We start from the raw sequence: 25,807 nt of genomic DNA on the forward strand, positions 1-25,807 counted from the left end.
GGCAGGTCATGAATTCCTCCCCCCGGTCCAGTTCCGCACTCGCCCCCCGGCTCGTCTCCGCGTTCGCGGAGGTGCCGGTCGTCGCGTCGGTCGTCGGCACCCAGCCGCTGCGGCAGTTCCTGACCGCGCCGGCCCGGGTCTGCATCCTCGCGTCGTTCGCGGTGGGTCAACTGCCTCAGGTGGTACCGGCGTTGGGCCGGGCGGGGAAGACGGTGTTCGTGAACGTCGACAGCAGCCCCGGTCTCGCGCAGGACCGGGGCGCGCTGGAGTTCATCAAGAACATGGGCGCGCACGGCGTGGTGAGCACCCGGCTCTCACTGATCGAGAAGGGCCGGCCGCTCGGGCTGCTGACGATGATGAAGGTGTTCGTCACCGACCGGTCCAATCTGCGCCGCTCCACGGACGCGATCTCGCGCGGGGCGCCGGACCTGGTCGAGGTCATGCCCGCCCCGATCGTCGGCCGGATGAGCGCGCAGGCCCAGCGCGCCATGTCCCCTTATGTGGCCGCCGGGTTCGTGGAGTCCCCCGCGGACGTGGCGCTCGCGCTGGCCCTCGGGTCGGCCGCGGCCGCCACCTCCGACCCCCGCCTCTGGCATCTGCGCCGGGACCAGCTGCCGCCGGTCCCGCCCGCCGCACTGAAGAGGCCCGCACCACCTCAGGAGTAGTTCCCCATGAGTTACGTAGTAGTGGCCCGCTATCGCACCAGGCCCGGCGAGGAGGCCACCGTGCTGTCCCTCCTCGACACCATGGCCGCCGCCTCCCGCGAGGAGCCCGGCAACCTCAGCTACCGGGTCCACCAGGGCACCGAGGACCCGCGGGCGATCGTGCTGTACGAGGAGTACGCGACCGAGGCCGACTTCACCGCGCACTGCGCGACCCCGCATTTCCAGGAGATCGTGCTGGGCCGGGTCGTGCCGCTGCTGGAGAGCCGCGACGTACTGCGCTGCACGCCGCGTCCGGCGGTGGAGTCGTGAGGACGCGCGCCGTGGTGCTGCGCGGCATATCGAACGAACGCCCCTACGGCGAGACCCGGCCGGCCGGGGTCGAGGAGCTGGAACTCGGCGCGCCGCGCGAGGGCGAGGTGCTGGTCCGGGTCGCCGCGGCCTCGCTCTGCCACTCCGACCTGTCGGTCGTCAACGGCGACCGGGTCCGCCCGCTGCCGATGGCGCTGGGCCATGAGGCAGTGGGAGTGGTCGAGGAGACCGGCCGCGGCGTCGGCCGGGTCTCCCCCGGCGACCATGTCGCCCTGGTGTTCGTGCCCAGTTGCGGCTTCTGCCACGACTGCGCGGCGGGCCGCCCGGCGCTGTGCGCGGCGGCCGCGGCGGCGAACGGCTCCGGCGGGCTGCTGCACGGTCCTTCCCTGCTGACGGACTCCGCGGGCCGGACGGTCCACCACCAGCTCGGCGTCTCGGCCTTCTCCGAGTACGCGGTGGTGGCGCAGGAGTCGGTGGTCCCGATCCCGGCGGACGTGCCGTTCGCGGTGGCGTCGATGTTCGGTTGTGCGGTCCTGACCGGCGCGGGCGCGGTCATCAACACGGCCGGGCTGCGCCCCGGCGAGTCGGCGGTGGTGTACGGCCTGGGCGGGGTGGGCCTCTCCGCGGTGCTGGGCGCGCGGGCAGCGGGCGCGTACCCGGTCATCGCGGTGGACCCGGTCCCGGAGAAGCGGGCGCTGGCGCTGCGGCTGGGCGCCACCCATGCGTACGCGCCGGAGGACGCGGCCACGGCTGTCGCCGATCTCACCGGCGGCGGCGCCGGGTCGGCGGTGGAGGCGGTGGGCAGCCCGCGGGTGATGGCCGACTGCCTGGCCGCCGTGGCCCGGGGCGGGAAGGTGGTCTCGGTGGGGCTCCCGGCGCCGGGCCGGGTGCTCGAAGTCCCGGCCCTGGCCTTCGCGGGTGAGGGCAAGTCGCTGCTCGGCTCCTACATGGGCGACGCGGTGCCGCGCCGGGACATCCCGAGGTTCCTCGACCTGTGGCGGGCCGGTCTGTTCCCGGTGGAGGAGATGCACACCGGGACGCTGCCGCTCACCGGCATCAACCACGCCATGGAGGAGCTGGCCTCCGGGCGGGCGATCCGCCAGGTGCTCGACACCTCGGGGCTGCTGGGCGTCTGACCCGGTCACACGACCGCACACGGCCGGGGACGGCACGGCGCCGCTCCGCCACACCCGCCACACCCGCCCACCCGGCTCGGCCGCCGGACCCGGCCCGCACGTAAGCATCAAACATGGGATGTTAGGTTGATTGGAGGTATTGAACCTGGAGAACCTGGAGGTGGACATGCCGCTACGCGCGACGGAGCGCTCCAGCCTGGTCGGACGCGTGATCGACCAGCTGCAGACCCTGATCGAGTCACGGGAGTGGCCGGTCGGTACGAAGATTCCGGCCGAGCCGGTCCTGGTGGAGCTGCTGGGGGTCGGCCGGAACACGGTGCGCGAGGCGGTGCGCGCGCTGGTGCACAGCGGAATGCTGGAGCCCCGCCAGGGAGACGGGACCTACGTACGCGCCGCCGACGACCTCGGCGCCGCGCTGCTGCGGCGGCTGCGGCGGGCGAGCCATCTGGAGGCGCTGGAGGTCCGGGCCGGTCTTGAGCGCGACGCCGCCCGGCTTGCGGCCGAACGCCGCACCCCCGAGGACGTGGCGGCGCTGCGGGCCGCCCTGCGGCGCCGCGACGAGACCAGGCAGGAACCCGATCCCGCGGAGTTCGTGGACGCGGACGTCTCCTTCCACCACGCGGTGGTGGCCGCGGCGCACAACGGGATGCTCACCGACCTGTACAGCCATCTCACCGACGGGCTGCGCGCCGCGATCACCTCCGTCGCGCACGCTCCGCTGCCGGACGGGCCGCGCTTCCAGCTGGATTCGCACGCCGCCCTGGTGGACGCGATCGAGGCGGCGGACGCCGACCGGGCGATCCGCTGTGTCGAGCAGTACATCAACGAGACCATCGCCTCCGTACGGACCCTGCAGGACGCGGATCCGCTGCCCGGACGGCCCGGCAGCGGCGATTCCGGCCCCGGGACAGGCACCGGCGAGAACACCGGAGGCCGCTCATGAAGGGCACCCCTGCTGAGCGGAGTGCGACCCGGCCGCCCGGCGAGCCGATACCGGCCGCACCCGCGTCCGCACCGGCACGGGACGCGGCGCGGACACCGGTCCGGCCGGGCGGGCTGCTCGCGTTCGGCGTGATCATCCTGGCGCTGAATCTGCGCCCCGCCCTGGTCGCCGCGTCGCCGCTGCTCGACACCATCCGTACCGGAACGGGCATGTCCGCCACCGCGGTCGGGCTGCTGACCACCCTGCCGCTGCTCTGCTTCGGCCTGCTGGCCCCCTTCGCACCGCGCCTGGGACGCAGGTTCGGCATGGAGCCCGCGCTGCTGGGCACCATGGTGCTGATCTGCGCCGGAACCGCGCTGCGGCTGGTGCCGTCGATGGCTGCGCTGCTCGGCGGCACCGTCGTCGTCGGCGCGGGCATCGCCGTCGCCAACGTCCTGCTGCCCGGGGTCATCAAGCGCGACTTCCCGCACCGGGTCGGCCTGATGACCGGTCTCTACTCGATGTCGCTGTTCGGCGGGGCCGCGCTGGCGGCCGGTATCACCGTCCCCGTCGAGCACGCCGCCCACCTGGACTGGCGCTCCACGCTGGCGCTGTGGGGGCTGCTCGGTGTGCTGGCGGTCATCGTCTGGGCCCCGCAGCTCCGCCGCCACAGCCGGGCCACCGCGGCCGAGGCGCGCAGCGCGGCGCATCCCGTGCGGGGGCTGTGGCGGCACCCCGTCGCCTGGCTGGTCACCGGCTACATGGGCCTGCAGTCCCTCTCGTACTACGCCGCCGCCGCATGGCTGCCGACCATCCTGAGCAACGCGGGGATGGCCGAGGGCACAGCGGGCTGGATGCTGTCGTTCTCCAGCCTGCTGGGGATCGCCGGGGCCTTCGTCTCCCCCGTCCTCGCCTCGCGGGGCGTGCGGCCCGGGCTGCTGGCGACGGTCGGCGCCGTGCTGACCGCTGCCGGTTTCGCGGGGCTCGTCCTGGCCCCGGTGGGCTGGGCCTACCTCTGGATGGTGCTGCTCGGGCTCGGCCAGGGCGCGGCGATCTCGCTGGCGATGCTGTTCATCGTGGAGCGGGCGCCGGACGGCCGGCACGCCGCGCAACTGTCCAGCATGGCGCAGTGCTTCGGCTATCTGCTGGCCTCGGTGGGGCCGCTCGCGCTGGGTGCCGTGCACCAGCTGACCGACAGCTGGACGGTGCCGCTGGTGATGCTGATCGTGCTGCTGGTGCCGCAGGCGTTCATCGGCATCGGTGCCGCCCGCGACCGCCACGCCGCGCCGGACCAGGGCACACAGGACCAGGGCACGCAGGTGCGGGGAACGACGGACTGACGGAGCCTGCCGGGGACACCACCGCCGGCCGGACCGGCTGTGCGGGCCACTCGCCCGCGCAGCCGGTCCGGCCGGCGGTTTCCTTCACTGCCCCGACGCCGGGTGGAGCTGGATGTCGCGGTGCATCTCGCCCTCCGTGCCCGTCACCGAGAGGAACTCGGCGCGCGGAGCGTGGGACTGGCCGGCCGCGATGAGCGTGTACGTGCCGGGCTCCAGACCGGTGATCCGGTAGCGGCCACCGGCCGCCCGGACGCCTGCCTGGCGCTTGCCCCGGGAACTGACCACCGTGATCCACGCACCGCAGTCGACCGGGTGGTCGGCGCACCGCACGGAACCGCTGACGGTGACGGAACCGCCGGTCCTCGAACCGCCGTTCCGCGCACCGGCGGTGTCCGGAACGCCGCCGTTACGCGCCCGGTCCCGCCCGCCGTCGGCCGTGCGGGCGGCGGGCGCCGTACCCGGGCCGGCGTTCTGCGCGGGAATCGCCGTTCCGGGGCCGGCCTGGGCCGTGACCGGTCCGTGCGCTCCCGGTGTGCTGCCCGGCGTCCGCTCGCCGGCCTGGAGCCGGGTCTGTGCGGCCCACGCTGCCAGGACCTCCTGGGTACGGCGCTCCCGTGGCGTGGTGGCCGGCGTACGGGGAGCTTCGGCGGGCGCGGTGGCCCGCTCGGCGGAGGCGGTGACGGTCTCCAGACCGCGGCCCTCGGCCAGTCCGGCCAGCACCTCGTCCAGCGCGGCCAGTTCCCTGAGCGCGATGTGCAGCCGGTCGGCGCGTGGACCTGCCGGCGCCCCCCGCAGCTCCCCTTCGAGGTCACGGATGAGCGGGCTCACCCGGACCCAGGTACCGCCGGGCTCCCCGGTCGAGAAGTGCAGGTCGAGTGCCCGCAGCGACTCCAGGAGCGTCTGCGTGATCCGCTCGACGTGCCCGGTGAGCCGGGGCCCGAGATCGATGTCGACATCGGCCGCGGCGGCGAGTGCCCGTGCGTGCGCGGTGGCGGTGGCGAGGAGTGCGAGCCGGTTCTCGGCGCCGCGTCCCCGTATCCCCAGCGGCATCCGGACCAGCGGCCGGGCCACGCTGCGGACCTGGAAGAGGGCCGCGTCGACCCCGCGGGCCGCGCCGCGCAGCCGGACCGGGGCCTCGGGGTCCTCCCAGCGTTCGCGGATCTGGGTGATCAGGTGCTGGAGCGCCGCGACATAGCCGCGATCGGCCTCCTGGGCGACCTTCCGGGTGGAGAGCGGGAAGATCAGCGCGGCACAGGCGGTGGCGACGAGGATTCCGAGCCCGTTGTCCAGCAGACGCTCGCCCAGCAGGTGGTCCATCCTGCTGTAGGGGGTGGACATCCCGTAGAGCTGGACGAGCGCGGTGACGAGTCCCACGACCCAGTAGGCGTACTGGCGCTGCATGCCCCAGGCGCCCAGGCCGAGTCCCGCCACGATGACCAGAAGCGTCCAGTAGACGTGGCCGGGGCCGATGAGGTGGAGCAGCCAGATGCCGATCACCGCGCCGGCGACCGTGCCGACCATGCGGTGGGCGAGCTTGCGCAGCCGCTCATGGGTGGTGTTGGTGCCGAACAGCGTGATCATCACGCCGATCAGTCCCCAGTAGAAGCGCCGGGGGTCGATGGCGTCGGTGATCGGACAGACGATGGCGCAGGCCACCGCCGCGTGCAGCGGTACGCGTACGTACGGAATGACGCGGCGCCAGCCCTTCCGCTCCTGGGCCGCCGCGATCCGCCGGGCGACCGCGCCGGCTCCGGCCGGGCGGTTCTGCTCCAGGGCGACCGTGGGCTGGAAGGGGACCTTGGCGCGGGCCTTCGGCGCGTTCCAGCCGAGTTCGAGCCAGTGCGCGAGGGAGTCGGCGAGCGAGTCGAGGAGGTGGCCGACCCGCCGGGCCAGCATCGCGGCTTCGGCCTCGTCGGGGCTCGCGTCCCGGTCGGAGAGAATCTCGGTGGCCTGCTGCTGGATGAGCCGGGCCGCCGGGTGCAGGGCGTCGGCCCGGCCGAGCGGGGTGTCCCGGGCGACGACCAGCGCGACGACCATCGCCTCGCGCAGGCGCGGCGGCACGGGCATCCGGGCGAGCCGCTGCACCGCCTGGCCTATGCCCTGGAGGGCCAGCTCGGCGTCGAAGAGGTACTGGTGGAGCAGTTCGGCGGTGTGCGGGTCGGCGGCGACCTCGGGCTGGGCGAGGCGTCCGTCGATGGTGACGGTGGTGATGTTGAGACGGCGCAGGCTCCGCCGCATCCGCTTGATGGCGACGTCGTGGTCGGCGTCGGGGTCCAGCGCGGCCGTGGCGGCGTCACCGACCCGGCGCGCCTCGACGACGAACGCGCGCTGGGTACGGAGCAGGTCCTCGCGGGGCATCGGGCAGCAGAGCAGCAGCCGGGAGACGAGGATCCCCACCGCGGACACCAGCGCCACGACGAACAGCTTCCCGCACAGGTTCAGCGGGATGTTCGACATCATGCCGACCATGAACGAGTTGAAGAGCATCATGCCGGTGAGCAGCGCCAGCGACCCGAACCGTGCGAGGAAGAACGTCAGCGCCAGCGCCACCACCATCAGGGTGAGCTCCAGCACACGGTCACCGATCAGCCACGCGGAGAGCGCCAGCACGGCCGAGAAGGGGAACGGCATCCACAGGATGGAACGGGTCAGCCGCAGCGGGGTGTTCTCCGCGATGGCGAACGCGCTCATCATGCCCAGCATGCCGCCGACCATCATGCCGAGCATGGCGGGCAGGGTCAGGGCGACGGACATCCCGTAACCGACGGCGAGGCCGGTGATGATGGCGACCATCGAGCGCCACCCGGCCTGTAGCTGACCGAGACCGGGGTCGGCGGCGAGTACCCCGTCCCACCAGCGTCTCGGCCCGCCGACCCGGCGGGGTGCGACGGAACCTCCTGTACGGGGTGGCCGGCCTCCGTCCGGCTCGGCTGTGGCTTGGGCGGCTTCGGTAGCTGGGGTGGTCAACTGACCTCCGGTTCGACGGCGTGCAGAAGGGTGGATACCGCATCCCGGGCCAGTCCCACAGCCCGCTCCGGATCGTCGACGTTCGTCCCCAGTCCTTCGAGAAGGGCCGAGGCCATACGCTGCCGCGCCCGCTCCATGAGCTCTGCGCCGGCAGGTGTGAGCGACGCCTCGACGACGCGCCGGTCCTTGACACAGCGCTCGCGCTCGATGAGTCCGCGCTCCTCCAGCTCCTGGAGGACGACGGTCACCCGCGGCTGGGCGATGCCGGTGTAGGCGGCGATCTCGGTGACCCGGCGCGGCCTGGGATCCAGGGCGTCGAGTATGGCGGTGTGGCTGCGCGGAAGTCCGAATTCTCCGGCCCTGAACAGCGCCTGGGAGAGCCGTCCGATGCCTCGCAGAAGCCCTCGGGCGGCGTCCTCGATCCGCTGCTCGTCGGAGGCCGGAGATAGATGCATATCGCAATTATATATTGCCGTCAGGAGTGCTCATCGACACGCCGCCCGCCGGACGGCACCGTCAGCCCGCGCGGACGGTGCGGCCCCGGCGGATGTCAGCCCTGCTTGTCGCCGTTGTGCCGGGCCCACGGGTGCCGCAGATGGATCCACACGTCCCGCGCCCGGCGCCCGGCCTCCGTACGGCTCTCGGCGACCAGGGAGCGCGCCTGGTCGTGGGTCTCCACCATGGGACCCGAGCCGCGCAGGGGCCGGCCCGCCGTCTCGTGCAGGAAGTAGGTGGCGATGAATCCGATGACCCCGGCGACCATCAGGTAGTACGCGGGGACCATGTCGTTCTTGGTGACCTCGACCAGACCCGACGCGATCAGCGGCGTCGTACCGCCGAAGAGCGAGACCGAGACGTTGAACGAGATCGACAGGGCCCCGTACCGCAGCCGGGTCGGGAAGAGCGCCGGCAGGGTGGAAGCCGACGTACCGGCGAAGCACACCAGCAGCAGGCCCAGGATGAGGCAGCCGAACGCGGGCAGCAGGATGCCACCCTGCTTGATCAGGAGGAACGCCGGAACCGAGAGGACGATGAGCGCGATACTGCCCGCCATGAAGACGGGCCTGCGGCCCCAGCGGTCGGAGCTGCGACCCACCGTGGTGATGGTGAGCACCACCACGATCATGGTGCCGAGCACCAGCAGCTGGGCGGTGAGCGCGTCCTGGTTGAGCGTCTCGGTCATGAAGGTCGGCAGGTACGACGTCACCATGTAGTTGGTCACGTTGTAGAGCAGGACAAGACCCATGCAGATGAGCACCGCCTGCCAGTGCTGGGTGAAGATCTCCTTCAGCCGTCCGTGGCCGGACTGCCGGGCCACTTCCACCGGGTCCTCGTCGCCCTCGTCGTGCGGCTCCTTCGCGTACTCCGCCGCGGCCTCCTCGGCCTGGCGCTTGAAGGCGGGGGTCTCCTCCAGCCGCAGCCGCATGTAGAGGCCGATCAGCCCGAGGGGCCCGGCCACCAGGAACGGGATCCGCCAGCCCCAGTGCACCATCCCGTCGTGCCCGAGCACCGCGGTCAGGATGGTGACGATGCCGGAACCGAGCGAGTAGCCGACGAACGTACCGAAGTCCAGCCAACTGCCCAGGAATCCACGCCTCTTGTCGGGTGAGTACTCGGCGATATAGGTGGTCGCCCCGGCATATTCACCACCGGTGGAGAAGCCCTGCACGAGACGGCAGACGAGCAGCAGGATCGGTGCGGTGAATCCGATCGAGTCATAGCTCGGCAGGAACGCGACGGCGAATGTACTGATCGCCATCATGATCATGGTCGCGGCGAGTACGCGTTTACGTCCGATACGGTCGCCGAGCGGGCCGAACACCAGGCCGCCGAGGGGCCGTACGAGGAATGCGGCGGCGAACGTGGCGAACGTGGACACGACCTGCGCACCGGGCGAGCTGGAAGGGAAGAAGACCTCGCCGAGGATGCCCGCCAAATAGGCGTACACACCGAAGTCGAACCACTCCATCATGTTGCCGAGAGCGGATGCGGACACCGCTCTGCGCACTTCGGGTTTGTCGGTGACCGTCACGTCATCGACACTCAGTGACCGTTTGCGGCGCCGTAGCAGGATACGGAGCAGCCGGTCGTTGGCGGAGTTCGATCCGCCGGACGGCCGTGTTTCTCGTCGGGGGCGTCCCTTGCTCATGTCATCCCGTCTGCAGAGCGGCATTGCCGCGTTCATCATCGCTTCGGTCTCCCCTGTCCAGTTTCTTCGGGGAAACACAGGAGACCGCGTGTCGGCGCGCCCTCACGCACAACCGTCCGCAGTACGGAGTGCCGGACCACTCCGTACCCCGCATTGCCGGGACAATGCAGCTGCGAAATCCCGGCTGCCCATGCCGGCCGCTCCATCAGTGCAGTACAGCGCAGTACAGCGCACAGACGGTCGCGCCGCAGCCGGCGCGGACCACGGGCCGCCGACCGCCGGCCGCCGACCAGGACCGCGAACCACGAACAGATCCGGAGAAAGGCATGATCCCCCAGGAGACAGGCGATTTCGGTACGGCAGCTGCGGAAACGGCGGACAGCGAGGACGGGAAAGTCACAGCCGAGCAGTGGAAATGGTCGGTGCTGGCCGGTATGGCCTCCTACATGGACGCCGGATCCATCGTCGCGCTGGGCGCGGGGCTCGTGATGTTCCAGTCCTATCTGCACCTGAGTTCGAATGCCGTGGGGCTGCTCGCGGCGCTGGGACCCAATGCGGTCGGCTGCGCGATCGGCGCGTTCATCGGGGGCCGGCTGGGTGACACGCTGGGCCGCAAACGTATCTACAAGTACGACCTGCTGGTCTATGCGGCGGGAATTCTCTGCATCGCTCTCGCGGTCAACCCGCTGATGCTCTTTCTGGGTACTTTTGTCGTCGGACTGGCGGTCGGCGCGGACGTCCCCACTTCGCTCGCCCTGGTGGGTGAGTTCGCTCCGGCAGCGGCGCGTGGAAAGCTTCTCGGATTCACCCAGATCGCCTGGAGTCTGGGCCCGGTCATTGTGCTGCTGCTCGCGCTCGCCCTCGCCCCGTTCGGCCTGCTCGGTATTCGGCTGGTGTTTCTCCAGCTGTTCGTCGTGGCGCTGGTCACGTGGGCACTGCGGCGCGGTCTGGCGGAATCGGCGCGCTGGAAAAGGGCGTTCGCATCGGGGCTGTCGGCGCGGCCCACCGCGAGGGCCCTCTTCCAGGGGCCCAACAGGAACGCGCTGATCTGGACCGGGACGATCTACCTCTTCTGGGGACTGGCCGCAGCGACCAACGGCATCTTCACCCCGTACATGATCAGGACCCTGCACGCGGGCAGCCAGTCGGCGGGGGTGGGTCTCGCCTGTGCCGGGTTCGTGGTGAGCATCGGTGCGGCCCTGCTGTTCATGAGCTACGTCGACCGGAGCCACCTCACCCGCAAATGGATGTGGGGTGCGGGCGGCGCCATGCAGGTCATCGCCTATGTCAGCTATCTGGTCCTGCCGTTCACCATCCCGGTCATCATCCTGAACATCGTGCTCTTCGCGGTGGGCGGCACATTCGCCGGGGAACCGCTCTACAAGATCTTCAGCCAGGAGCTGTTCCCGACCATGCTGCGCGGCACGGCCCAGGGCTTCACTTTCGGCCTCTCACGGACCTTCGTCGGTATCTGGAGCCTGTTCGTACCGGCGCTCGCCAGCACCGGCATCCGGCCGGTGGCCGCGCTGCTGGCCGTGTTCCTGGTGATCAGCGGGTCGGTCGGCTTCTTCTTCATGCCCGACACGGCCGGCAAGTCACTGGAGGAGATCGAGGCGGAGCGCGCCTTCGCCTGAGGGGGCCGTTCCGCTTCCGTCACCCGTCGTATCCGGCGTATCTGGGCGGATTTACCGTGAACTTTCTGGCTGTCTTCCCCATCTCATTGCATGGGGGACGCGAAGAGAACGCGCACCGCAGCATCGAGAAGCGCACCATTGAGAGTGGAGATCGATCGACATGGCTGAGCAGTATCGGAACAGCACCGCCGGGCGCGCAGGCGCCGGCACCCGCATCGCCCGCCGTATAGGCGGCGCGGGGCTCGCCGTCGTCGCTGTCGCCGGACTCGGGCTCGCCGGAGCCGGGGCCGCCCAGGCGGCGTCCGTGCCCACCTGCACCACATCGGGGCTCACTGCCTCCTTCGGGCAGGGACTGTCCGGGGGGATGAACCACGAGGGCGTCGTCCTCAAGCTCAAGAACACCAGCGGCCACACCTGCGACCTGCGCGGATACCCGGGACTCGGGCTCCAGGACGCGAGCCACCACACACTGGGGTCTTCGGTGCACTGGGGCAGCACGTGGTACGCCAAGAGCCCGGCCAAGCAGACCCTGACCCTCAAGAACGGTCAGAGCGCCGAGTCGGTCATCGCCTGGACGCACGCCAACACCGGTACGTCCGATGCCCGGCACGCCTCCTACCTGGTGGTCACGCCGCCCGCGTCCACCACGCACAAGACCCTGAAGTTCCCGCAGTGGGTCGACAACGGTGAACTCGACGTCACCGCGCTCGCCTCGCACATCAGCGTCACCGGCTGACCGAGGCACCGGAACACGTGGCACATCGGAAGGGGCGGGCCGCAGATGCGGCCCGCCCCTTTCTGGTTTCCGCGTCCTGTACTCAGCCGCCCGAGCCCGCCGAGAACGACCCGACCTGCGGCCCCGAGTTTCCGTCCGCCGGCACCGCGCCGCCGTTCCACGGCACGATCAGCGCGACCTTCTCGTCCGGCGGGGTGACTCGTACGGTCGGCGGTGTCACCTTGCCCGCCCCCGACACATCCGGGTTGGTGAACGTCAGCGGCGCCCAGGCGCTCGCCCCGGGTGCCACCTTCACCGGCCCGCCGGAGGAACCGGTGCGCACGGGATCCACCGAGACCTGGCTGCCCCCGTTGTCCACGAAGGCCAGGCCCGGGAAACCGCTGACGGTGCAGGTGTGGCCGGACATGTTGGTGAGGACCAGCGCGAAGTCCTCCTGCCCCGCGCCGGGGTGGTCGTCGCCGATCGTCAGACGGAGTTCGGAGGTGTGGCAGCGGGTCGGGGCCGCAGGTGGGGGTGTCTTCCCACCTCCGCCGGTGCCGCCGCTCCGCTGCGGCGCTGCGGTGCTGCTCCCGGAGCTCTCCGCCGCGGACGGAGGGGTGGGCGACCCCTGGCCGCTTCCGGACCCCGACTCCTGCGGGGTCGGTTCCTTGCCGGTGCCGGCCGCGGGGACCGACGCGCCACTGGTCACCGGGCCGCCGACGCTGGCGACCTTCTGCGGTCCTGAGTCGCTGTTGCCGCACCCGCCGAGCAGCAGTGCGCTCGCGACGGCCGCTGCGGCGGCCCCGGCGACCATGCCTCGGCGGCCGGCGAACGTGGCCCTCCCGCCCGCCCCGGTCAGATGGCCCTCGCTGCCCCGCTGTCCTCGATTCGGCATGGTGCCGACCGTCCCTTCTGTGGCGTCCCTATGACTACCTCCGATGACCGGAAGGACCGAAAAGTTCACGCCGCGGCCCGCACACTCCGCAGAATGCGGTCGGTGGCGCCGGAGCCGAAGCTCTCGGCACACCTGATCTGTACGTACACCGGAGGGTTGCCCTCGGCGACCGGGACGAGCGCGATCTCCTTGAGACTCCTGCCCCCGGTTCCGCAGGAATCCCAGGTGCGAACGGTGCCGTGCCACCTGCTGTCCGAGTACGTCTTCGTGCCGGCGTCCCGGCAGCCCGGGTGGGTGCTCTTCTTCACCTTCGCGGTCAGGGCCGCCGAACTGCTCGTCCCGGGAGCGACCGTACCGGCGAACACGCCGTCGTCGTCCGTCCGCAGATCGGACCAGCCCGAGACGGAGTCCGCCACTGTCAGGCCGGCCCGGTGCGTACGGCCGAGGCCGAGGACGCCGGGTGACCAGCCGGAGTCGGCCAGCTGCACGGCCCAGGCGTGCGGGACTTCCAGACTGAGCTTCCCGGTGGCGTCGCTGACCTGCTCCGTGCTGGGCGGCCTGCGCTCCCACAGGGTCAGCGCCGTTCCCGCCCCGGCGACGACGACCACGGCCGTCAGTACGGTCAGTACGGTCCGCAACGTCCGGGGACGCCGCGTACGGGTGGGCCGCGGGGCATCAGGGCCGCCCCCGCCGGGTGCCGCAGGCACCGGGGACACGGAGCCCGCGGGCTGCCCGGGCCGCTCGGGCGAGGTGAAGGACGCGGAGGCCCCCGGGGAGGCGACGAATTCGGGGGCGCCGAAGGACTCGGAGAACGCCACGGGCTCCGGGGAGGGCGACGGCGCGGCGAAGTCGCCCGGATTCGCCGGTACGGGCGAGCCGAACACCGGACCAGGAGGTACGGGCGAAGCGCTGGGGGCCGAAGGTGCACCGAAGGCCGGTGGTACGGGCGAACCAGCAGGGGCCGAAGACGCACTGGAAGCGGACGGTACGGGCGAACCACTGGGGACGGAAGGTGCACCCGTGGCCGGCGGAACGGGCGAACCCACAGGGGCCGAAGACGCACCGGAGGCGGACGGTACGGGCGAACCGGCCGGGGCGGACGGTGCCGGCGAACCAGCAGGGGCCGAAGGTACCGGCGGGCCGACCGGGGCCGGTGCCGTCGCCCCGGACGTGGGGAGCTCCCGCAGCCGCTCCAGCTCCGCCGTGAACGCCCGCGCGCTCTCCCAGCGCTGCTCCCGGTCCGGCTCCATGGCCCGCTGCACCGCCGCCACGACCTGCGCGGGCAGGCCGGGCCGCAGCTCGTCGGCCGGGAGCACCTTGCCGGGCGGGCCGGGAACCGTGCCGGTCAGCAGGTGGTGGAGGACGGCGCCGAGACTGTAGACGTCGGCGCGCGCGTCGATGCCGTCGTACGGCTCCGCCTGCTCGGGCGCCATATAGCCGCTGCTGCCCGCGATCACGGTGAGGCCGGACGCCTGGGCCAGGTTCTTCGCCAGGCCCAGGTCGGCGATGAGGACCCGCTCGTGGCCGCCCGGACGGCCCTTGAGCAGGATGTTCGACGGCTTGATGTCCCGGTGCACGATGTCCGCGTCGTGCAGTGCGGCCGCGCCGCGCGCCGCCTCGGCGGTCAGCCGCAGCGCCTCGTCCACGTCGAGCTCGCCCGCGGTCAACAGGTCGTCCAGGGTGCCGTGGTCGGCGTACTCCATGACGAAGTAGGGCCGTCCGTCCGGGAGATCGCCGATGTCGAAGACCTGGACCACGCCACCCGAGTTGGCTCTGCGCAGCAATCGCGCCTCCGCCACGAAGCGTTCGCGGATGTCCAGGCGGTACGACCAGTTGTCGGCCATCACCTTCACCGCGACCTCGGCGTGCAGCCGTTCGTCGTGGGCCAGCCACACCACGGCGAAGGCCCCCGTGCCGAGGCGCCGCAGTACGCGGTACCGGCCAATCTCTTCTGGTACGGACATGTGGCTATCATGCATGGGTGATCCCCCAGCGAGTCCAGCCGGCCCGAACGGCGGACACCCTCCCGTGACCCGGCCCGCCGATGGAACAGAGGCCCTGGCCGTCCGTGCGTCCAGCGGCGACCAGGCAGCTCTGGACGCCCTGCTGCGGGACATCAGTCCCGATGTGCTGCGCCGCTGTGCCCGGTTCCTCCTGTACCGCGAGGACGCCGAGGAGGCGGCCCAGGACGTGCTCGTCCAGGTGGCGCGCAACATCCACCGTTTTGAAGGCCGCAGCAAGTTCAGCACCTGGCTGTACACGGTGGTCGCCAACTGTTCGCGGCAGAAGTACCGCGAGCTCAAGCGGCGCTCGGCCGAGACCCCGCTGACCACGGCGGAGGCGACCCACCCCGACCCGCGCACCACCAGCGTGATCGCGGGCTCGCGCGTCGATCTGCTCGAAGCCCTGGAGCGGCTGGAGCGCGAGGCTCCGCAGCTGGTGACGCCGCTGATCTACCGCGACATCTGCGAACTCGACTACGCGGAGATCGCCGACCGGATGAACCTGCCGGTCGGCACCGTGAAGTCCCGCCTGCACCGCGCCCGCCAGCAGGTCAGGCCCTGGCTGATGGGCGGGGACACCAGCCGGGAACCGGGCGGCGCCGAAGCCTGAGGGCTGTCGCAGCCGCACTTCCGTCATGCCCGGTATGCCGGACATGACGGTTGTCATGTGTCCGCCCGTCAGCGGCTCGCCCCGCGGAACCCGATCAACACTCCCCCTCAGCCAGGTCGAGAAGCGCTTGCTGCTCCCAGTCGGGTCATCAGCTCCCGGGCGGGCCCCATCCCGAAATCATCCACAGCATGTTCCGCCGGGCTCCGGACACTTCGGCGAAGTCGGTGAACAGCCCGGCCTCCTCCCGGTGGCCAGGCCCAGGCGCCGTGCGTCGTGTTCGGGCCGGATAGCGGCGATGGCCACCGCTCCGGCGACGAACATGACGCCGGCAGCGAGGAGAAACGCGGTGCGGTAGCCCTCCTGTTGGGTCGGCCCCGCGTCGATGAGGTGGCCGGTGACGGCGGGAACGACGAGGCCGGGAAGGGTACCGGTGGCGGCGACGATGCCGAACACCGCGCCTCGCTGGGAGGCGGGAACGGCCTCGGCCGTGGTCATGTAGTGCAGGGGAACAGCTACCGAGGCAACGGCGAAGGCCACGGCGATGAGCAGGACGCGGGGGCCCGGCGCATGGGTCAGGGGGAAGCCCGCCATGGCCACCGCCGCGACGCACACCACGGCGCCCTGCAGCCCACCGCACGCCCAACGGCTCGACATGCCGCGCGACTTGAGCCGGTCGACGAAGAGGGAGACCGTCAGCAGGAGGACGAGGCTGAAGGCCGATACGGCGCTGATGGTGGTCGCGGCGGTCCCCGCCGACATGCCGAGCTGTGTCCGGAGGTAGGGGGCCAGCCACGCCTGGCTCAGGGACAGCGCCCAGGAGGCGCCGAAAGCGCTGGATATGCTCCCCAGCACCGTGCCGCTGAGCAGCAGTTTGCGGTAGGGCAGCCGGTCGGAGGCCTGCGGGGCGGCCGGGCCGTGAGGCGGCCGGCCAGCATCGTCGTACGGACCGTCATGTCCGCCCTTCCACCACAGCAGGCTCCAGACCGCGCCGGCCACGCCGAGGGCGGCGAAGGCCGAACGCCAGCCGAAGGCGCTGATGAGCCAGGTGACCACCGGTGCGGCGACCAGGGTGCCCAGGGCCGCGCCGCCGATCTGCAGCGCCGATGGCAGCCCGCGCCGCTCGGGCGGGAACCACTTGTACAGGGCGTGCATGGACATCGAGGCGGCGGGCCCTTCGGCGGCCCCGAGCAGCAGGCGGCCGGCGACGAGGGTGGGCACCGTGGCCACGACGACGACCGGGAGTTGGGCCACCGCCCACAGCAGCCCCATGACGAACAGCAGCAGCCGGCTGGACAGCCGCGAGGAGAAGAACCCGACGACCAGACCGGAGAGGCTGAACAGCAGGGAGAAGGAGCTGGAGACCAGCCCGTAGGTGCTGTTACTGATGTGCAGGTCGGCCATCACCGGGACGGCGGCCAGGCCCAGGGCGGACTTGTCGGCGAAGTTGACGACCATGAAGGCCACGATCAGGGCGGTGACCAGCCAGGCGCGGCGGCGGTCGTAGGAGGGTGAGGGAGAGGGCGCTGCGCGGCCGCCGCTGCCTCCGTCGGCAGAGGACCGGGGTTCGGGGAGGGGACGGGGTTCAGGGAAGGGTCGGGGTTCAGGGAAGGGTCGGGGCCGGGGTGCCAAGAGTGACTCCTGCGGGTTCGTGGAAGAGCAGGGGGGGCCGGAGTGCCGGGCGGTCCGTGCTCGGCACGCACCTGCCCGGCGCGCGGCTGCCCGGCCGACGGCTGCCGCTCAGATCAGCGACTTGGCGATCGCGTTCTTGTGGATCTCGCTGGTCCCGGTGACGACGCGGAACATGCGCAGCGTCCGGAAGATCTGCTCGACCTCGTGGCCGCGGGTGAGCCCGGCCTTGCCGTGGATCTGTACGGCCTGGTCGGCGACGCGGAAACAGGACTCGGCGGTGAGCAGCTTGCACATGTTGGCCTCGACGCCGATGTTCGCCCCCTGGTCGGCGCGGGCTGCCGTGGCCATGACCGCGGAGCGGGCGGCGTAGATGTCGGTGGCCATGTCCGCGAGCTTGTGCTGGATGGCCTGGAGGGCGAGGAGTGGCTGCCCGAAGGCGACGCGGCTCTTGGAGTACTCCACGGACAGATCCCAGGCGCGCCGTGCCGCACCGATGAGCGAGGGGCAGTGCAGGAGGCGGTTGAGGGTGATGCGGCCGATGCCGATGCGCAGTCCCTGGCCGATCTCGCCCAGCAGGTTCGCGGCGGGGACACGGCAGCCGTCGAAGTCCAGATCGCCCTCCATCTGCTGCCCGGACATGGGGACTTCGCCGTCGAGTACCCGGCAGCCGGGGCTGTCGAGGTCGACGAGGAACGCGCTGTACGCCTCCTCCGTACCGGCCATGCGGGCGACGACGACGGCGAAGTCGGCGAAAGGCGCGGCCGAGCTGAACACCTTCCGGCCGGTGAGGACGTAGGAATCGCCGTCAGGTGTGGCGGTGGTGGTCATGCGCCGTACGTCCGAGCCCGCGTCCTGCTCCGTGATGGAGAAGCAGCAGGCACGTTCGCCCCGGATGACGGGGAGCAGATAGTGCTTCAGCTGGTACTCGGTCGCGTACTTGACGATGGAGCCTGCGCGCAGCGGTCCGCCCATGTCGCCGAGGACCGAGTGGGACAACACGGCTCCGGATGCGGTCAGTTCCTCCTTCAGAGCGCAGAGTTCGGCCAGGCTCAGCCCCTGTCCGCCCAGTTCGGGGGGCAGGCTGACGCCGTAGAAACCGAGTTCGCGGCTGCGTTTCCAGACGTGTTCGAGAGTGGCCCGGTCGAGCTTGGTCTCCGGGGTCAGGCCCCGCTCGCGCTCGTACGGGATGAGCTCCTCGTGGAGGTAGCGGCGCAGGTCGGCGACCAGTGTCCGCAGGCGCGGGTTGTCGTCGTAGGAGGGTTCGAGGGTGAAGGGCATGGTGTGGCTCCTGTTCAACGGGGGTCCGGGGGCAAGCGGCAGACCTCAGTGGACGCGGCGCCCGGAGCCCGCCCAGTAGGGGTCGCGGATCGCACGGCGGTCGATCTTGCCGTTGGGGTTGTGGGGCAGCGCGTCGACGAAGTCGACCGAGCGGGGCTTCTTCATGCGGGCCAGGCGTTCGGCGCAGAAATCGATGAGCCCGGCCTCGGTCAGCGTGCTGCCCTCGCGCGGCACGACGACGGCCTTGACCGCCTCGCCCCACCGGTCGTCCGGGACACCGACCACGGCAGCCGCGTACACCTGCGGATGCTGGTGCAGGACGGACTCGACCTCGACGGCGTAGATGTTGAAACCGCCGGAGATGATCATGTCCTTCTTGCGGTCGACGATGAAGACGTAGCCGTCCGCGCGGCGGCGCGCGAGGTCGCCGGTGAGGAACCAGCCGTCGCGGAAGGAGGCGGCGGTGAGGTCCGGTTCGTTGAAGTACCCGGGCACGACGTCAGGGCCCCGTACCGCTATCTCCCCGATCTCGCCGTCCGGCACCGGCACCCCGTGCTCGTCCACGACCTCGACCTCGGCCTCGGCCCGCGGCCGGCCGCAGGACAGCAGCAGTTCCTCGTCCTCGCCCTCGATGGCACGCCGGTGGTCATCCGTCGACAGGAACAGCACTCCCGATGTGGTCTCCCCGCAGCCGTATCCCTGGGACAGCACCGGGCCGAACAACTCCCAGGCCTCACGGATGCGCTGGGGCGACATGGGCGCGGCCCCGTATATCAGCTGGCGCAGGGTGGAGACGTCGTAGGAGCGGGCTTCCGGCAGCGCGAGCACCGTGTTGACCATGGTCGGGACGACGAACGCATGCGTCGCGCGTTCCCGTTGGACGGTGGCGAGGAAGCCCTCGGCATCCCAGCTCGGCAGCACCACCGCGCACCCGCCCGCGAAGAAGATGCCGAGCAGCGGCATACCGGAGGCGTGGGTCACGGGGCCGGCCAGGATCTGCCGGTCGCCGGGGCCGACGCGGGTGTCCGGACCCATCACCATCTTGCGCATCACCGCGGCGCGGTTGCCGTACGTCTGGATCGCGGCCTTGAGCTTGCCCGTCGAGCCGGAGGTGAAGTGCAGGACGGCGGGGTCGCCGTCGTCGCAGTCGGTGTCGACCGGGTCGGGGGTGGCATCGGCGAGGAGGCCGGCATAGCCGGGACCGAGATCGCTCGGCCCGTCGTAGCCGATCACCGTCCGCACCCCGCTGCCGGGCACCGCGTGCCGCGCCGCGTCCAGGTGGGAGGCGTCGGCGAGCAGGACGCGCGCTCCCGACTCGCGCAGCAGATGGGCCACTTCCCGCTCACCGAGCCGGGCGTTGACCGGGGCGCGCACCAGCGCCGCCTTGTAGAGGGCCATCTCCGTGACGACGAGCTCCGCGCGGTTGCCCGCCAGGGTCGCCACACAGTCGCCCTTGCGGAGGCCCAGGCCGTGCAGTGCGGTGGCGAGCCGGTCGCTCTGCTCGTCGAGGGCCGCGTACGTGAGCCGGGCCACCCCGCAGACCACGGCTTCGGCGCCGGGCTGATGGCTGGTCGTCCTGCGTACGTACCGTCCGAGGTTCATCGCGCTCCCTCACCAGTTCCTGATCGTCCCTGAACGACATCGTTCCTGAACACTCTGTCCAGTAACAATCTTGGTGTACGAGAACGTAAATGCAGCGTTAGTGTCAGGTCAACGGTTCGCACGAAGAGGAAATAATCCGGCCATGAAGCCCGCAGCCCCGAAACCCGCCGAGGACCGCCGCGTCCGCCGCACCCGCCACGCACTGCGCTCGGCTCTCGTCGGTCTCGTCCTGGACCACGGATTCCACGCGATCACCGTGGAGGAACTCACCGAGCGCGCGGATGTCGCCCGCGCCACCTTCTACTCCCACTACCGCGACAAGGAGGACCTGCTCGTCGACGTCGTCCGGGAACTCGCCGCGGACCGGGAGCGGCTGCTGCCGGCCGTCGAACAGGCCCAGGCCCAGGGCTTCACCGGCCTGCCGGTTCTCTACATCTTCCAGCACGCGGAGCAGGAGAAGCCCGTCTACCGGGTCATCCTCAGGGGCGAGGGCGACGGCCGGGCGCTGCGGGAGTTCACGGAGATCATCTGCGACCGCGTCGAGCGCCTCTTCCGTGAACGCGCCGGGGAGCTCGGCGTCACCCCGCGCATCCCCTTCGACGTCATCGCGCGGGCATGGACGGGCGAGCTCATCGGCATGCTGACCTGGTGGGTGGAGAACGACACCGGGTACAGCGCCGCCGAGATCACGGGGCATCTGCGGGACCTGTCCGTGTACGGGCGGGTGTGGGCCTCGGGGCTGACACCGTCGGACGCACCGGGAGCCGTCGACAGCACGCCCTGACCGCGCCTCCCGCTCACTCCTACTCCACACTTACTGAACACTTCGTATGGTATCTATCGGTACTTCAGACCGATAGGAGTGAGCGCATGACGCAGCCGGTGGAGATGTCCTCGTTGGCGGACCTCGTCTGGGCACGAGGTTTCACGGATCCGGCGTGGGTGCGCCGGCACAATGCCGCAGGCCGTGAGACGGTGCCCAGCCGCCGTGTCTGGCGCGGCCGGGACCGGCCACGCGAACTCCCTGCGGCGGAGCGGGACTCCGGCATCGACAGCCTCCGGCTCACCACGCCGGACGGCCGCGCGATCCCTCTCCCCGAGGTGTTCGCCGCGGCCCAGACGGATGCCTTCCTCGTCCTCCACCGCGGAACCGTCGTCCACGAGACCTACCTGCACGGCTACGAGGCCCACGTGCCGCACTTCAACGCCTCGGCGGCGAAGTCGTACATAGGCCTGCTGGCGGCGGTACTCGCACACGAGGGACTGCTCGACCGGACGGCCCGGGTCACCACATACGTCCCCGAACTGGCGGGCACCGCCTTCGGTGAGGCCGAGGTCGGCCACCTGCTCCACATGGGCACGCAGATGAGCTATGCGGGCCGCCCCTACGACAAAGCGCTCGAAGCCCAGCGCTACGCCGCCATCCTCGCCCCGCGACTGCGCCCGTACGGCTACACGGGTCCGGCGACCATCCGCGAACACCTCGCCACCGCACGGGCGACCGCCGCCCCGGGCACCGGGTTCCGCTACGAGAACGGCAATGTGGAGGCGCTCGCCGAAGTCCTGCGCCGGGTCACCGGAACGACCACCTCCGCGCTGCTGTCCGAACTCCTCTGGTCCCGCATCGGGGCGGAGGAGGACGCCTACTACATCCTGGACTCCGAAGGTGCCGAGGCCGCCTGCGGCGGCTTCAGTGCGACGGCGCGGGACGTGGCCAGGCTCGGCGAGATGATCCGCTGCGGCGGCACGGCCGGCGGCCGGCAGGTGCTGCCGGAGTCCGTTGCCGCCGCCATCACCACCCCGGTCCCGGACTACACCCGGCGCGTCCGCTTCCCCGCGGCCCCCGCGACCACGCCCGCCACCCTCTCGTACCACGACCTGTGGTGGATTCCGAACGACCCGCACGGCTCCTTCATGGCCAGCGGCATCCACGGCCAGCGGCTGTTCGTCTCACCCGGACTCGACCTCGTCATCGTGCACTTCGGCTCACAGGTCATGTCACCCGCGGTGCCGCAAGTCCCCCTGATCGAGGCGTTCCTCCTGGTGGGCGCCCACCTCAACGGCGCCCGTACCCACAGCTGAGGAGGAGCCCGTCCAGCCTGTACGCCGGGGCCCCCGCGGGCCCCGGCTACCAGGGGGCGATCGGCTGCACCCCCACCCGGCGCCCCTCCGCGTCGAGCAGATGGCCCATGCGTTTGACCGTGTGCAGGCCGACGATGCGGTCGGTCACCGTGAGGGTGGGCAGCCGGGCGCACAGGGCGGTCTCGCGGCGCTGGATGTCACCGAGGTCGTGCACCCAGAGCGTGGTGAAGATGTTCGAGGGACCGGTCACGGCCGCGACCAGCCGGCATTCGGGCAGAGCCACCAGTGTGCGGTGAACGGTGCCGATGTCGCGCGCGGGCACCTGCCCGAGCAGCGAGACCGGGACCGGATGCCCCGCCAGGGCTGAGGCGATGTCACAGCGGAAGGTCAGGACCGACGAGTCCGTGAGGCGGCGCATCCGGCGGCGGACGGTGGCCGGGCTGGTGGACGTGCGCTCGGCGAGTTCGGCCAGACCGAGCCGGCCGTCGCGGACCAGTTCGTCGAGCAGGGCCCGGTCGACGGCGTCGAGTCCGGGCGTACGGGTGGACTCCCCCACCGCCGCCGGGCTGCCGAGCGCCGTCAGCTGGGCGGGGGCCAGGGAGCGCAGCCGCCAGCGGCTGCCCTCGACGTAGAGCTCCGTGGTGAGCAGGCAGGTCATCGATGTGATGCCCGGTATCGGGTCCAGCTTCTCGCTGAGGAACCGGGTGAGCGCCGTCAGATCCGGGGCGAGCACGTCGAGCAGCAGATCGGCGGTGCCGGCGCCGGTCAGCTCGATCGTCACGGCTTCCGGGAGCGGGCTCAGCTCCGCCATCAGCCGGGACCGGTCCCGGGGAAGGCAGCGCAGCAGGACGAAGGCCGAGCAGCGGTTGCGGGAGAACTCGCGCCCGGGCGCCGCGTACACCCAGGCGAGCCCCTCCCCGGTCAGCCGCTCCCAGCGACGGGCCAGCGTGCCCGCGGTCACGCCGAGCAGCGGGGCCAGCTCCGTCCAGGGGGCTCTGGGCCGCAGCTGGAGGGCGTTCACCAGCGCGAGGTCGAGTTCGCTGGTGGTGACCGTTTCTCGCATCACAAGGCCTCCGTACGGACGAATCCATGAATATTCGAGGTCGTTCGTGCCTCGGCCCGCACAGTAGCCACGACATTCGGTTCCGGCCACCCATTGATCCACCGGCCCCAGTGATCCAGAGGTGAAGCTGTGCTTCCACGTATATCGGGAACGGAACGCGGACCCGGAGCGATGAGCTCCGGACCCGCCATGCTCGCGACCATGGCGTTCGTGATCCTGTTGAGCGGCATCGCCCAGGGCTATCTGACGCCGCTGCTGCCCGCGGTGGGCCTCAGTCTGCACATCAGCACGGTGGGCCAGAACAACATCTATCTGCTGTCCCAGGTGGCCTTCGCGGTGATGACACCGCTGCTCTCGCGCCTCGGCGACCTGTACGGCCACCGCAGGCTCCTGCGGGTGTCCATCGCGATGGTGGCGGGCGGCTCGCTGCTGATCGCCGTGCATCCGTCCGCCGTGACGCTGGCCGTCGGGGTCGTGCTCCAGGGCGCCGTCGTCGGCTTCTTTCCCCTGCTCGTGGGCATCCTGCGGTCCCGTGCACCCGAGCGGAACCGCAGCGGGATCTCCCTCCTCGTGGGGGTCCTGCTCCTGTCGATCGGTGTGGGGGGCCTGGTGGCGGGCGCGCTCAGCGAGCACCACGCCGAGGCCGGGCTGTGGACGGCCGTTCCGGTCGCCGCCCTCGCCGTGGTGGCCGGAATCGTGCTGCCCCCCAGCGACGCACCGCGCGGCGGCCGCTTCCACTACGGGGCGGCCGTGCTGCTCACCGCGGGTCTGGTGGCGCTCGTCCTGGTCCTCGCGCAGGGCAGTACGTGGGGCTGGGGAGCACCGCGTACGCTCGCTCTCGCCATCGGAGCGGTCGTCCTCCTCACCGTCTGGGTGGCGGTCGAGCGGCGCTCGGTGAACCCGCTGGTCAGCGTGCGGATGCTGAGCAATCCACGGCTCGCTGTGGTCAGCTGCTTCACCTTCTGCGCCGCCTTCGGCACGATCGGCTTCCTCGGCGCCAACGCCCTCTTCCTGGGCGCTTCGCGGTCCGCGACCGGTTACGGCATGGGTCTGGGGCCGCAGGCCATCGCCACGATCTCGCTCGCCATGGTGACCGTCGGATTCGCCGGATCCGCACTGACCCCGCGCCTCACCCGCCGGCTCGGTGACCGTGCCGTGCTCGCGTCGGCGGGCGGCCTCGTCGCCCTGGGCTTCCTGGGGCTGGTCGTCTTCCACCGCACCCTCACCCAGTACGTGATCTGCGCCCTGGTCGTGGGGCTCGCCACCGGACTGTTCGAGTCGATCACGCGGACGCTCTCCGCCGAGGCCGTCGCGGAGAAGGACACGGCCCTGGCCGTCGGGCTCAACGAACTGGCCCTGTCCCTCGGCGCGGCCATCGGCGCCGCCGTGATCGGCGCGTTCTTCGCGGCGCACATCACGCCCGGCACCACGAACATCGCCGAGTCCGGCTACCTGTGGGGCTGGGGCGCGTGCGCCGTCATCGCCCTCGCCGGCACGGGCCTCGCACTGCGCTACCGCAGCCCGCGCGAGACGGACCCGGCGCACCATCAGCACCTGACCCAGAGCGGAGAGCTCGCATGACGGAGCCCAGCAGCAGTGCGGACATACGCAGGACCGTGACCAAGGCGGTCGGCTCCTGGAGCGGGCAGCTCGTGGACCTCAGCCACGGACTGCACGACGAACCCGAGATCGCGCTCCAGGAGCACCGCGCCGCCGCCAGGATCGGGGACCTGCTGGAGACGGCGGGCTTCACGGTCGCCCGGGGGGTCGCGGACCTCCCCACGGCCGTCGTCGCCACCTGTGGGACCGGGGACCTCGTCATCGGGTTCTGCGCCGAGTACGACGCCCTGCCCGGTATCGGCCACGCCTGCGGGCACAACGTCAACGGAGCATCGGCCGTCGGCGCCGCCCTCGGCCTCGCCGCCGTGGCGGACCAACTCGGCCTGACCGTCAAGCTGATCGGCACACCGGCCGAGGAGGACATCGGCGGGAAGGTCCTCCTCCTCGACGCCGGGGTCTTCGACGACGTGGCCGCGGCGATGATGGTGCACGCCGGCCCGGACGACAGCGTCGGCGCCTCCTCACTGGCCATCGGCTCCTGGGACATCACGTACCGGGGCAAGCCCTCGCACGCCGCGCTCGCACCCTGGGAAGGGGTCAACGCCCTCGACGCGATGACCGTCGCGCAGACCGCCGTCGGGCTGCTCCGCCAGCAGTTGCCGCCCGGGGTGGTCGTCCACGGCATCGTCACCGACGGCGGCCGGGCCGTGAACGTCATACCGGACCGCACCGGTGCGCGCTGGGAGGTCAGGGCCCGTACGGTGGAGCAGCTCGCCGAGGCGTGGCAGCGGGTACGTGCCTGCTTCGAGGCCGGCGCCCTCGCCACCGGAGCGGAGCTCGAAGTGAGCCCGCACGGACGGGACTTCGCCGATCTGCGGCAGGACGCCGACCTGACGGACGCGTATGTGGAAGCCCTCGGCGAACTGGGCCGCACGGCGACACCACTGCACGGCGAGTCGATGGCGTCGACCGACATGGGCAACGTCTCGCAGCGCGTCCCCACGATCCACCCGACGATCGGCTACGAGACGGACGGCGCCAGGCAGCACACCCCCGAGTTCACCGCGTACGGCAAGAGCCCCGGCGCCGACCGGGCCGTACTGGACGGCGCCACGGCCCTGGCCCTGACGGGCGCGGCCATGGCGGCGTCCCCGGACCGCCGGAGCCGGCTGCTGGACGGGGTGCGGGAGCGGCAGCGGAGCCGCCGCTGAAACGCGGGACGCTCACCGGGGCCGGATGCGGCCCGTC

At 71.3% G+C, this 25,807-nt stretch carries 21 protein-coding genes; 12 read left to right on the plus strand and 9 right to left on the minus strand.

The window, feature by feature from the left end:
- Window positions 1-8: 8 nt before the first annotated feature.
- From OG385_RS04575 to OG385_RS04595, 5 genes are all read left to right on the plus strand, one after another.
- Window positions 9-665, plus strand: a complete 657-nt coding sequence (locus tag OG385_RS04575; RefSeq protein ID WP_266852058.1) for a glycerol-3-phosphate responsive antiterminator — start codon at window positions 9-11, stop codon at window positions 663-665.
- Window positions 666-671: 6 nt separating this feature from the next.
- Window positions 672-974 (plus strand): putative quinol monooxygenase, encoded by a 303-nt coding sequence (locus tag OG385_RS04580; protein WP_266852060.1) that lies wholly within the window; start codon window positions 672-674, stop codon window positions 972-974.
- A complete protein-coding gene (locus OG385_RS04585; protein ID WP_266852062.1) occupies window positions 971-2,110 on the plus strand; it encodes a zinc-binding dehydrogenase in 1,140 nt (379 codons plus the stop codon). Before OG385_RS04580 ends, OG385_RS04585 begins: the two co-directional genes overlap by 4 nt.
- 130 nt (window positions 2,111-2,240) lie before the next feature.
- Complete coding sequence (locus OG385_RS04590) at window positions 2,241-3,053, plus strand: FadR/GntR family transcriptional regulator (protein WP_323183628.1); 813 nt, start codon at window positions 2,241-2,243, stop codon at window positions 3,051-3,053.
- Window positions 3,050-4,372 (plus strand): MFS transporter, encoded by a 1,323-nt coding sequence (locus tag OG385_RS04595; RefSeq protein ID WP_266852064.1) that lies wholly within the window; start codon window positions 3,050-3,052, stop codon window positions 4,370-4,372. The genes OG385_RS04590 and OG385_RS04595 overlap by 4 nt, the downstream gene beginning before the upstream one ends.
- An 84-nt stretch (window positions 4,373-4,456) precedes the next feature.
- Here OG385_RS04595 and OG385_RS04600 read toward each other — a convergent pair whose 3' ends face one another.
- The 3 genes from OG385_RS04600 to proP all read right to left on the minus strand — a co-directional run bounded on the left by OG385_RS04600 (window position 4,457) and on the right by proP (window position 9,422).
- A complete protein-coding gene (locus tag OG385_RS04600; protein ID WP_266852066.1) occupies window positions 4,457-7,339 on the minus strand; it encodes an FUSC family protein in 2,883 nt (960 codons plus the stop codon).
- Window positions 7,336-7,794: a MarR family winged helix-turn-helix transcriptional regulator gene (locus OG385_RS04605; protein WP_266852067.1), complete on the minus strand. Its 459-nt coding sequence runs from the start codon at window positions 7,792-7,794 to the stop codon at window positions 7,336-7,338. The genes OG385_RS04600 and OG385_RS04605 overlap by 4 nt, the downstream gene beginning before the upstream one ends.
- A gap of 95 nt (window positions 7,795-7,889) precedes the next feature.
- Window positions 7,890-9,422 (minus strand): glycine betaine/L-proline transporter ProP, encoded by a 1,533-nt coding sequence (gene proP / locus OG385_RS04610; RefSeq protein WP_266860631.1) that lies wholly within the window; start codon window positions 9,420-9,422, stop codon window positions 7,890-7,892.
- Window positions 9,423-9,814: 392 nt separating this feature from the next.
- Between proP and OG385_RS04615 the strand changes: the two genes are divergently transcribed.
- Both OG385_RS04615 and OG385_RS04620 read left to right on the plus strand, forming a co-directional pair.
- Window positions 9,815-11,122 carry an MFS transporter gene (locus tag OG385_RS04615; RefSeq protein ID WP_266852069.1) on the plus strand — a complete coding sequence of 436 codons (1,308 nt, stop codon included), beginning with the start codon at window positions 9,815-9,817 and terminating at the stop codon, window positions 11,120-11,122.
- 160 nt (window positions 11,123-11,282) lie between these two features.
- A complete protein-coding gene (locus OG385_RS04620; protein ID WP_266852071.1) occupies window positions 11,283-11,858 on the plus strand; it encodes a DUF4232 domain-containing protein in 576 nt (191 codons plus the stop codon).
- Window positions 11,859-11,940: 82 nt separating this feature from the next.
- On the opposite strand, the gene OG385_RS04625 is transcribed toward OG385_RS04620, so the two are convergent.
- Both OG385_RS04625 and OG385_RS37350 read right to left on the minus strand, forming a co-directional pair.
- Complete coding sequence (locus OG385_RS04625) at window positions 11,941-12,732, minus strand: DUF4232 domain-containing protein (RefSeq protein ID WP_266852072.1); 792 nt, start codon at window positions 12,730-12,732, stop codon at window positions 11,941-11,943.
- A 65-nt stretch (window positions 12,733-12,797) separates the two neighbouring features.
- Entirely contained in the window at window positions 12,798-14,696 is a 1,899-nt protein-coding gene (locus tag OG385_RS37350) for a protein kinase (protein ID WP_323183629.1), read from the minus strand.
- 64 nt (window positions 14,697-14,760) lie between these two features.
- On the opposite strand from OG385_RS37350, the gene OG385_RS04635 reads away from it, so the two are divergent.
- Window positions 14,761-15,345, plus strand: a complete 585-nt coding sequence (locus OG385_RS04635) for an RNA polymerase sigma factor (protein WP_266852073.1) — start codon at window positions 14,761-14,763, stop codon at window positions 15,343-15,345.
- 177 nt (window positions 15,346-15,522) lie between these two features.
- On the opposite strand, the gene OG385_RS04640 is transcribed toward OG385_RS04635, so the two are convergent.
- The 3 genes from OG385_RS04640 to OG385_RS04650 form a co-directional block, all read right to left on the minus strand.
- Entirely contained in the window at window positions 15,523-16,800 is a 1,278-nt protein-coding gene (locus OG385_RS04640; RefSeq protein ID WP_266860632.1) for an MFS transporter, read from the minus strand.
- A 282-nt stretch (window positions 16,801-17,082) separates the two neighbouring features.
- A complete protein-coding gene (locus OG385_RS04645) occupies window positions 17,083-18,252 on the minus strand; it encodes an acyl-CoA dehydrogenase family protein (RefSeq protein ID WP_266852075.1) in 1,170 nt (389 codons plus the stop codon).
- Between the two features lie 45 nt (window positions 18,253-18,297).
- Complete coding sequence (locus tag OG385_RS04650; RefSeq protein ID WP_266852076.1) at window positions 18,298-19,854, minus strand: long-chain fatty acid--CoA ligase; 1,557 nt, start codon at window positions 19,852-19,854, stop codon at window positions 18,298-18,300.
- A 142-nt stretch (window positions 19,855-19,996) separates the two neighbouring features.
- On the opposite strand from OG385_RS04650, the gene OG385_RS04655 reads away from it, so the two are divergent.
- Window positions 19,997-20,638 carry a TetR/AcrR family transcriptional regulator gene (locus OG385_RS04655; protein ID WP_266852078.1) on the plus strand — a complete coding sequence of 214 codons (642 nt, stop codon included), beginning with the start codon at window positions 19,997-19,999 and terminating at the stop codon, window positions 20,636-20,638.
- Between the two features lie 86 nt (window positions 20,639-20,724).
- Window positions 20,725-21,936, plus strand: coding sequence for a serine hydrolase (locus OG385_RS04660; RefSeq protein ID WP_266852080.1), 1,212 nt, complete (start codon window positions 20,725-20,727; stop codon window positions 21,934-21,936).
- Between the two features lie 46 nt (window positions 21,937-21,982).
- Here the strand turns inward: OG385_RS04660 and OG385_RS04665 are convergent, their stop codons facing one another.
- Window positions 21,983-22,999, minus strand: coding sequence for an Lrp/AsnC family transcriptional regulator (locus tag OG385_RS04665; protein ID WP_266852081.1), 1,017 nt, complete (start codon window positions 22,997-22,999; stop codon window positions 21,983-21,985).
- A gap of 171 nt (window positions 23,000-23,170) precedes the next feature.
- On the opposite strand from OG385_RS04665, the gene OG385_RS04670 reads away from it, so the two are divergent.
- Window positions 23,171-24,580 (plus strand): MFS transporter, encoded by a 1,410-nt coding sequence (locus OG385_RS04670; RefSeq protein WP_266852083.1) that lies wholly within the window; start codon window positions 23,171-23,173, stop codon window positions 24,578-24,580.
- Complete coding sequence (locus OG385_RS04675) at window positions 24,577-25,770, plus strand: M20 family metallopeptidase (protein ID WP_266852085.1); 1,194 nt, start codon at window positions 24,577-24,579, stop codon at window positions 25,768-25,770. Before OG385_RS04670 ends, OG385_RS04675 begins: the two co-directional genes overlap by 4 nt.
- Window positions 25,771-25,807: the final 37 nt, after the last annotated feature.

The organism is Streptomyces sp. NBC_01306, from assembly GCF_026340465.1.
Taxonomy (GTDB): Bacteria; Actinomycetota; Actinomycetes; order Streptomycetales; family Streptomycetaceae; genus Streptomyces.

What these genes read in the sequence shown, in the direction of transcription:
- OG385_RS04660 (WP_266852080.1), top strand. Translation starts at nt 20,725, where the DNA reads ATGACGCAGCCGGTGGAGATGTCCTCGTTGGCGGACCTCGTCTGGGCA.
- OG385_RS04625 (WP_266852072.1), bottom strand. Translation starts at nt 12,732, where the DNA reads ATGCCGAATCGAGGACAGCGGGGCAGCGAGGGCCATCTGACCGGGGCG.
- OG385_RS04605 (WP_266852067.1), bottom strand. Translation starts at nt 7,794, where the DNA reads ATGCATCTATCTCCGGCCTCCGACGAGCAGCGGATCGAGGACGCCGCC.
- OG385_RS04665 (WP_266852081.1), bottom strand. Translation starts at nt 22,999, where the DNA reads ATGCGAGAAACGGTCACCACCAGCGAACTCGACCTCGCGCTGGTGAAC.
- OG385_RS04645 (WP_266852075.1), bottom strand. Translation starts at nt 18,252, where the DNA reads ATGCCCTTCACCCTCGAACCCTCCTACGACGACAACCCGCGCCTGCGG.
- OG385_RS04580 (WP_266852060.1), top strand. Translation starts at nt 672, where the DNA reads ATGAGTTACGTAGTAGTGGCCCGCTATCGCACCAGGCCCGGCGAGGAG.
- OG385_RS04650 (WP_266852076.1), bottom strand. Translation starts at nt 19,854, where the DNA reads ATGAACCTCGGACGGTACGTACGCAGGACGACCAGCCATCAGCCCGGC.
- OG385_RS04620 (WP_266852071.1), top strand. Translation starts at nt 11,283, where the DNA reads ATGGCTGAGCAGTATCGGAACAGCACCGCCGGGCGCGCAGGCGCCGGC.
- OG385_RS04640 (WP_266860632.1), bottom strand. Translation starts at nt 16,800, where the DNA reads ATGGTCGTCAACTTCGCCGACAAGTCCGCCCTGGGCCTGGCCGCCGTC.
- OG385_RS04655 (WP_266852078.1), top strand. Translation starts at nt 19,997, where the DNA reads ATGAAGCCCGCAGCCCCGAAACCCGCCGAGGACCGCCGCGTCCGCCGC.
- OG385_RS04575 (WP_266852058.1), top strand. Translation starts at nt 9, where the DNA reads ATGAATTCCTCCCCCCGGTCCAGTTCCGCACTCGCCCCCCGGCTCGTC.
- OG385_RS04615 (WP_266852069.1), top strand. Translation starts at nt 9,815, where the DNA reads ATGATCCCCCAGGAGACAGGCGATTTCGGTACGGCAGCTGCGGAAACG.
- OG385_RS04595 (WP_266852064.1), top strand. Translation starts at nt 3,050, where the DNA reads ATGAAGGGCACCCCTGCTGAGCGGAGTGCGACCCGGCCGCCCGGCGAG.
- OG385_RS37350 (WP_323183629.1), bottom strand. Translation starts at nt 14,696, where the DNA reads ATGTCCGTACCAGAAGAGATTGGCCGGTACCGCGTACTGCGGCGCCTC.
- OG385_RS04675 (WP_266852085.1), top strand. Translation starts at nt 24,577, where the DNA reads ATGACGGAGCCCAGCAGCAGTGCGGACATACGCAGGACCGTGACCAAG.
- OG385_RS04670 (WP_266852083.1), top strand. Translation starts at nt 23,171, where the DNA reads ATGAGCTCCGGACCCGCCATGCTCGCGACCATGGCGTTCGTGATCCTG.